General features: G+C 72.1%; 4 protein-coding genes. 2 read left to right on the top strand and 2 right to left on the bottom strand.

The annotated features are described in order from the left end of the window. The first annotated feature begins 35 nt into the window (after positions 1 to 35). Complete coding sequence (locus GT030_RS01790; RefSeq protein ID WP_161199494.1) at positions 36 to 806, top strand: polysaccharide lyase family 7 protein; 771 nt, start codon at positions 36 to 38, stop codon at positions 804 to 806. A gap of 91 nt (positions 807 to 897) precedes the next feature. Next, the gene (locus GT030_RS01795) at positions 898 to 1,347 is read left to right on the top strand and encodes a hypothetical protein (protein WP_161199495.1); all 450 of its coding nucleotides are present in this window, start codon (positions 898 to 900) and stop codon (positions 1,345 to 1,347) included. Between the two features lie 59 nt (positions 1,348 to 1,406). On the opposite strand, the gene GT030_RS01800 is transcribed toward GT030_RS01795, so the two are convergent. Together GT030_RS01800 and GT030_RS01805 are read right to left on the bottom strand one after the other, a co-directional pair. Continuing rightward, positions 1,407 to 4,781, bottom strand: coding sequence for a pyruvate carboxylase (locus GT030_RS01800; RefSeq protein WP_161199496.1), 3,375 nt, complete (start codon positions 4,779 to 4,781; stop codon positions 1,407 to 1,409). A 76-nt stretch (positions 4,782 to 4,857) separates the two neighbouring features. Beyond that, the gene (locus GT030_RS01805) at positions 4,858 to 5,712 is read right to left on the bottom strand and encodes a hypothetical protein (RefSeq protein WP_161199497.1); all 855 of its coding nucleotides are present in this window, start codon (positions 5,710 to 5,712) and stop codon (positions 4,858 to 4,860) included. Positions 5,713 to 6,070: the final 358 nt, after the last annotated feature.

Raw genomic sequence — 6,070 nt, forward strand, 5'->3', positions numbered from 1 at the left:
CTGAACGCATCCGGCCCGGCGGGAGGACCCCCCACATGATCCGTTCCCGGCTTCCCGCGGCAGCTGCCGCGAGCCTCGCCCTCACCCTCGGCGCCTTCGGCGGCACCGCGCACGCGGCCGACCCGCACGTGGCGCCCGGCGGCAACTTCGACCTCTCGGTCTGGCAGCTCCAGGAGCCGGTCGGCTCCCCCGGCTCCCCCACCACGATCTCCTCGTCCCGGCTGCGCGGCGCGAACGGCTACCAGGACGCTTACTTCTACACCGACACCCGCGACGGCGCGATGACCTTCTGGGCGCCCGAGAAGGGCGTCACCACGCCGAACTCGAACTACGCCCGCTCGGAGCTGCGCGAGATGAACCGCGACGGCGGCGCGGCCGACTGGGCGCTCGGCGGCACGCACCGGATGAACGCGACCCTCCGGGTGGTGTCGGTGACCAAGAACGTCTGCGTCGGACAGATCCACCTCGGCTCCGGCGGCTCCTCCACCAAGCCGCTGCTGGAGCTCTACTACCACGCGGACGGCGACATCGTCCTGGGCACCGAGAACTCCCCCTCCGGCGGCCAGACCCCGCACACGGTGGGCCATGTGTCCCTGGGCAGGACCTGGACGTACAGCATCGCCGTGACCGGCGGGAACACCATCGAGCTGACCGTCAACGGCAGCACCACGCGCTACCCGATCCCCGCGTCCTTCAACCCGTACAAGCAGTACTTCAAGGCCGGGTCCTACAACCAGTCCTCCTCGGACTCGACGACCAACGGCGCCCGCGTCGCGTTCTACGGGCTGACCGTCCAGCACGGGTGATCCGCGCTCCCACCTGCGCGAGTGGTGCATTCGGGCGAAGGGTCGTAGCGTCGGCACACGGTCGGACACAGCACGACAGGTGGGAGCGACCATGCGCGGATCACTGGTGGGTACGACGGTCACCCTGGCCGCGGGAGCCCTGCTCACCGCGGCGATGACGACGGCGTCGGCCGGCCCGCCGACGGCCCCCGTGACACACCGGACCGCGCCCGTCCTCGTCGACTGCGAGTTCAACAGGAACGTGCGACCGGCCGACTTCATCCTGGCCTGCGGTGACGGCAACAGCAGGCTCGACGGACTCACGTGGGTGAAGTGGGACTCGAAGTCGGCCTTGGCCGAGGGTGTGAACGCGGTCAACAACTGCGACCCGTACTGCGCCAAGGGCGTCTTCCGCTCCTACCACGTGACCGTGCGCCTCGACCGCCCGGCCGCGTGGAAGAAGAACCCGGCCGTCAAGCGCTACACCCGGATGAGCGTGACGTACGACGACGCGCGCCCCAAGGGCTTCACGCAGACCATGGTCTACCCGCTCTGGGGCTGATCCCGCCCGTACACCGTCCGCTCCGGCCCCGGTGAGGGGCCGGAGCGGACGCGGGCGGTTCAGGCCAGCTCGACCAGCAGGTCTCCGCCCTCCACCTGCTGGATGCGGTTGATCGCCAGCCGGGACACCCGGCCCGCCTTCGGCGCGGTGATCGTCGCCTCCATCTTCATCGCCTCGATGGTGGCCACGGTCTCCCCGGCCGCCACCTCCGCGCCCTCTTCCACGGCGAGCGTCACCACCCCGGCGAACGGCGCCGCCACATGGCCGGAATTCGAGCGGTCGGCCTTCTCCGTCACCGGCACGTCGGTCGCGGCCGAGCGGTCGCGGACCTGGATCGGCCGGAGCTGGCCGTTGAGGGTGGACATCACCGTGCGCATACCGCGCTCGTCGGCCTCGCCGACCGCCTGCAGCTCGATCAGCAGCCGGACACCGGGTTCCAGGTCGACGGCGTACTCCTTGGCCGGGCGCAGTCCGTAGAAGAACGACTTGCTGTCCAGGACGCTGGTGTCGCCGTACGCCTGCCGGTGGGTGTCGAACTCGCCGGTCGGGCCGGGGAACAGCAGGCGGTTCAGCGTGGGCTTCGGGTCCTTCTCCAACCCCTCGCGGTCCTCTGCGGACAGCTCCCGCACCGGCTTGGCCTCGGCGCGGCCACGCAGTGCCTTGGTGCGGAACGGCTCCGGCCAGCCGCCGGGCGGGGTGCCCAGCTCGCCGCGGAGGAAGCCGATCACCGAGTCCGGGATGTCGAAGCGGTCCGGGTCGGCCTCGAAGTCGTCCGGCGAGACGCCCGCGCCGACCAGGTGCAGGGCGAGGTCGCCGACCACCTTGGAGGACGGGGTGACCTTGACCAGACGGCCCAGGATGCGGTCGGCGGCCGCGTACATCGCCTCGATCTCCTCGAAGCGGTCGCCCAGGCCGAGCGCGACGGCCTGGGTGCGCAGGTTGGAGAGCTGGCCGCCGGGGATCTCGTGGTGGTAGACCCGGCCGGTCGGGGAGGCGAGGCCCGCCTCGAAGGGGGCGTAGACCTTGCGCACGCCCTCCCAGTACGGCTCCAGCTCCTCGACCGCGTGGAGGCTGAGGCCGGTGGGGCGCTCGGAGTGGTCGGTGGCGGCCACCAGCGCGGAGAGCGAGGGCTGCGAGGTCGTCCCGGCCATGGAGGCGACCGCGCCGTCCACCGCGTCGACGCCCGCCTGGATCGCGGCGAGGTAGGTGGCGAGCTGGCCGCCCGCGGTGTCATGGGTGTGCAGATGCACCGGCAGCCCGAACTCGCCGCGCAGCGCGGTGACCAGCTTGGCGGCGGCGGGGGCCCGCAGCAGGCCGGCCATGTCCTTGATGGCGAGGACATGGGCGCCGGCCTCGACGATGCGCTCGGCCAGCCTCAGGTAGTAGTCGAGCGTGTAGAGCCGCTCGGCCGGGTCACTGAGGTCGGCGGTGTAGCAGAGCGCGACCTCGGCGACGGCGGTGCCGGTCTCGCGTACGGCGTCGATGGCGGGCCGCATCTGGTCGACGTCGTTCAGCGCGTCGAAGATGCGGAAGATGTCGACGCCGGTGGCGGCGGCCTCCCGTACGAAGGCGTCGGTGACCTCGGTGGGGTACGGGGTGTAGCCGACGGTGTTGCGGCCGCGCAGCAGCATCTGGAGGCAGATGTTGGGCACCGCCTCGCGCAGCGCGGCCAGCCGCTCCCACGGGTCCTCGGCGAGGAAGCGCAGCGCGACGTCGTAGGTGGCGCCGCCCCAGCACTCCAGGGAGAGCAGTTCGGGCAGGGTGCGGGCGACGACGGGGGCGACCGCGAGCAGGTCCTTGGTGCGCACGCGGGTGGCCAGCAGCGACTGGTGGGCGTCGCGGAAGGTGGTGTCCGTGACACCGAGCGCCGGGGATTCGCGCAGTTCGCGGGCGAAGCCCTCGGGGCCGAGGTGGACCAGCCGCTGCCGGGAGCCCGCCGGGGGCTCGCCCGCCGGGAGCGCGGGCAGCTTGGTGACGGGGTCGAGAAGTTCGGGGCGCTCGCCGTGCGGCTTGTTGACCGTGACGTCGGCCAGGTAGGTGAGCAGCTTGGTGCCCCGGTCGGCCGAGTGACGGGACGTCAGCAGGTACGGACGCTCCTCGATGAACGAGGTGGTGACGCGGCCGGCCCGGAAGTCGGGGTCGTCCAGCACGGCCTGCAGGAAGGGAATGTTGGTGGCCACGCCCCGGATGCGGAACTCGGCGACCGCGCGCCGGGCGCGGCCCACGGCGGCCTGGAAGTCCCGTCCCCGGCAGGTGAGTTTGACCAGCATGGAGTCGAAGTGGGCGCTGATCTCGGTGCCGGCGTGGGTGGTTCCGCCGTCGAGCCGGATGCCGGAGCCACCGGGCGAGCGGTACGCGCTGATCAGTCCGGTGTCCGGGCGGAACCCGTTGGCGGGGTCCTCGGTGGTGATCCGGCACTGGAGGGCGGCGCCGCGCAGGGTGATCCGGTCCTGGGAGAGCCCGAGGTCGGCCAGGGTCTCCCCGGCGGCGATGCGCATCTGGGCCTGGACCAGGTCGACGTCGGTGACCTCCTCGGTGACCGTGTGCTCCACCTGGATGCGGGGGTTCATCTCGATGAAGACGTGGTTGCCGTCCCGGTCGAGGAGGAACTCCACGGTGCCCGCGTTGCGGTAGCCGATCTCGCGGGCGAAGCGCACGGCGTCGGCGCAGATCCGGTCCCGCAGTCCGGGATCGAGGTTGGGGGCGGGCGCCAGCTCGATGACCTTCTGGTGGCGGCGCTGGAGCGAGCAGTCGCGCTCGTAGAGGTGGATCACGTTCCCCTCGCCGTCGGCGAGGATCTGCACCTCGATGTGACGGGGGTCCACGACGGCCTTCTCCAGGAAGACGGTCGGGTCGCCGAAGGCGGACGCGGCCTCACGGGAGGCGGCCTCGATGGACTCGCGGAGCTGGGCGGGCGCCTCGACCCGGCGCATGCCGCGGCCGCCACCGCCCGCGACCGCCTTCACGAAGACGGGGAAGCCGATCTCGTCGGCGGCGCGCACCAGTTCGTCCACGTCGTTGGACGGCGCGGAGGAGCCGAGCACGGGCACCCCGGCCGCACGCGCGGCGGCGACCGCGCTGGCCTTGTTGCCGGTGAGCTCGAGGGTGCCGGCGCTGGGGCCGACGAAGGTGATCCCGGCCTCCTCGCAGGCGCGGGCCAGGTCGGGGTTCTCCGAGAGGAAGCCGTAGCCGGGGTACACGGCGTCGGCACCGGCGCGGCGGGCGGCGCTCACGATCTCGTCGACGGAGAGATAGGCGCGTACGGGGTGACCGGGCTCGCCGATCTCGTACGCCTCGTCGGCCTTGAGCCGGTGCAGCGAGTTGCGGTCCTCGTGGGGGAAGACGGCCACCGTGCGCGCGCCGAGTTCGTAGCCCGCCCGGAACGCGCGGATGGCGATCTCTCCGCGGTTGGCTACCAGCACCTTACGGAACATCTGGGATTCCCTTCAGCCTGCCGGCGACGAACACCATGGTGTCAGCCACGTCCTGCCCCCGTACTCCGCCGAAACACTAGGGGGTGCGTGCCCCGGTCGAAGTGCGAAAACCGTCACATTGACGTGCGCGCGTCGAGTCGGTGGGGAGTACGGCCGGGGCGCCGAGGTCCGGGACGGGAAGCCCGGGCGGGACTGCGGGCGCGGCCACCGGTCCGGGCCGGTTCCTTCGGGCGTACGGCAGGCGGAGGCGGCGGCCGCGCAGCAGGGCGAGGGCGATCGCGGCGGACACGGCGACGAGGTGCTCGCGCCCGGCGAGGTTGGGTACGGCGAGGGACTCCCACACCATCGATCCGCCTGTCAGGGTGAAAACCACGGGAGCCCGCCGGACCACGGCCAGATAGGTGAACAGGCCCACCACGGCCGCCGAGGGGCCGGTGTCGAGGACGGCTCCGTACTCGGCGGGCAGCCCGATCCCCCACCGGCCGGGCCCCAGCTCGATCATCAGCCGGGCGGTGAGGGTGCCGGCCAGGGTGGTGACGTAGGCGATGGCCAGGGTGCGGGCGCGGCCGAGGACCAGTTCGGCCAGGGCGAAGGCCAGGAACAGCTGGGTGATGCCCGCCCACACCGGCAGGTCGAGCGCGGGGACGTACAGCGAGACGGGGGTGCGCAGCAGGGAGAGCCAGAGGGGGAGGCCGGCCGTGACGCCGCCGAGCCGCCGGACCCAGGTGGCACCGGCGGGGTGCTGGGCCAGGTCGTGGAAGAGGACGACGCCGGACGCGGCCACGAAGGCGAGGAGCAGACCGGACAGTCCGCGGTGCGCGAGGCGGCGTACGGGGTCCACCACGACGGCGTGCCATTCGCCGCGCAGGGTGCGGCCGGTGAACCGGGCCGCGCGCACGAGGAGGCTCCACGCCCCCGGTTCCCCCGCCACGTGCCGCTCCCCCTTCGCCGATGGCCCGCCGGGGCGGGCGGTCACAGTCCAGCGGGCCGGGAACCGGGAGTCAAGATCCACGGCTTCGGCGGATAAGCCGCCGGCGCCCGGTTCGCGGCCAACACCACGATTTGAACGTCCACTTCATGGAAGGCCGCTGCTTTCTTTCCATTTTGATCATCAACTCTCGTATAGTGACCGCCGGTTCACCCAAGACGCTGTTTCTTGTCGTTTCTCGTCTCCCGACGACCCGATTTCCGCGAGGACCAGACCGGACCGATGACCGCGCCCACGCCCCCCGGCGACCGCCCAGCCCTCCGCACGCCCGCCCTCGCCCTGGCCGCCACCGCCGTCCTGT

This window comes from Streptomyces sp. SID1328 (assembly GCF_009865595.1).
GTDB lineage: Bacteria > Actinomycetota > Actinomycetes > Streptomycetales > Streptomycetaceae > Streptomyces > Streptomyces griseoluteus.

Coding starts and splice junctions, on each gene's coding strand:
- GT030_RS01795 (WP_161199495.1), top strand. CDS start 898: ATGCGCGGATCACTGGTGGGTACGACGGTCACCCTGGCCGCGGGAGCC.
- GT030_RS01800 (WP_161199496.1), bottom strand. CDS start 4,781: ATGTTCCGTAAGGTGCTGGTAGCCAACCGCGGAGAGATCGCCATCCGC.
- GT030_RS01790 (WP_161199494.1), top strand. CDS start 36: ATGATCCGTTCCCGGCTTCCCGCGGCAGCTGCCGCGAGCCTCGCCCTC.